Raw genomic sequence first — 1,385 nt, forward strand, 5'->3', positions numbered from 1 at the left:
CGTGTTCACGGCATTGTCCGTGCCTTTTCAAAAGGCGACACCGGGCATCAACACACTTTTTATTCGCTGACGTTAGTGCCCGCCATTGAACGGTTGTCTTTGCGTCAGAACAGTCGCATCTTTCAAGATTTAACGGTGCCTGAGATTCTGTCTGTGCTGTTTCAGGAAATGGGCATCAACGATTATGCCTTTTCCCTGAAACGGTCCTGCTTGCCCCGAGAGTTTTGTGTTCAGTATCGGGAAACCGATTTGGACTTTATGCACCGCCTCGCCGCCGAAGAGGGCTTGGTCTATCGCTTTGTTCATCAGACGAGCAAACACACGATTGTGTTTTGTGATGACACCCAAGCTTACGACACCTACCCGTTTCCGGTGCCTTATAACGCGCTAGCCGGCGGCACCATGGATACCCCTTATGTTTTTGGGCTTACCGAGCGAGTGCGCTCCGATGTGTCCAGCGTTCAGTTTCAAGAATACAGCTTTAAGAAGCCCACCTACGCCTTTAAACAAGAGCAGCTTGGCGAGGAGATGAGCCATCAACGCGATGGCTATGAGCATTACGATGCCCCTGCTCGCTACAAAGACGACGACAGTGGCGGGGCGTTCAGTCAATATCGATTGGATTACCTTCGCCGCACTGCCCACATTGCCACAGGGCAAAGCAACCACCCTGCTCTGCAAGCGGGCACCAAGTTTACCTTATCTGACCATTTAGATGAGAGTTGTAACCGCACTTGGCTGGTGGTGAGTGCAACCCACACTGGCAAGCAGCCTCAAGCCTTGGAAGAGGAAGGCGGCAGCGGGGCCACCACTTATGGCAACACGTTTACAGTCATTCCCGCTCAGCACCAGTGGCGCGCAACGCCAACCCCGAAGCCGCAAGTCGATGGTCCGATGATGGCGACGGTGGTGGGACCGGAAGGGGAAGAAATCTTCTGTGATGAGCATGGGCGCGTGAAAGTCCATTTCCCGTGGGATAGGTATTCCAACAGCGATGAGCTGAGTTCGTGCTGGGTTCGTGTCTCTCAGGGATGGGCGGGCAGCCAATACGGCATGATGGCGATACCGCGTATTGGGCATGAGGTGATTGTGTCGTTCTTAAATGGTGACCCTGACCAGCCGATTATTACTGGGCGCACCTATCACGCCACCAATATTCCGCCTTATACCTTGCCGGATAACAAAACCAAAACCGTTATCCGCAGTGAAACCCATCAAGGCGACGGCTTCAATGAATTGAGTTTTGAGGACCAAGCCGAGAACGAGAAAGTCTACCTGCATGCTCAGAAGGATTTAGAGCGGGATGTGCAAAACGACAGCACCACTCACATTCACAACGATGAACATCATACGGTGGACAACGACCAGTTTACCCATGTGAAAAA

General features: G+C 52.6%; 1 protein-coding gene. It reads left to right on the top strand.

Annotated features, from left to right (window positions below; genetic code table 11):
* Positions 1–1,385, top strand: a 1,385-nt coding sequence (gene tssI / locus VPNCDNU1_RS28495) for a type VI secretion system tip protein TssI/VgrG (RefSeq protein WP_104403503.1), incomplete at both ends; no start/stop codon positions are given.

The organism is Vibrio penaeicida, assembly GCF_002933855.1.
Taxonomy (GTDB): Bacteria; Pseudomonadota; Gammaproteobacteria; order Enterobacterales; family Vibrionaceae; genus Vibrio; species Vibrio penaeicida_A.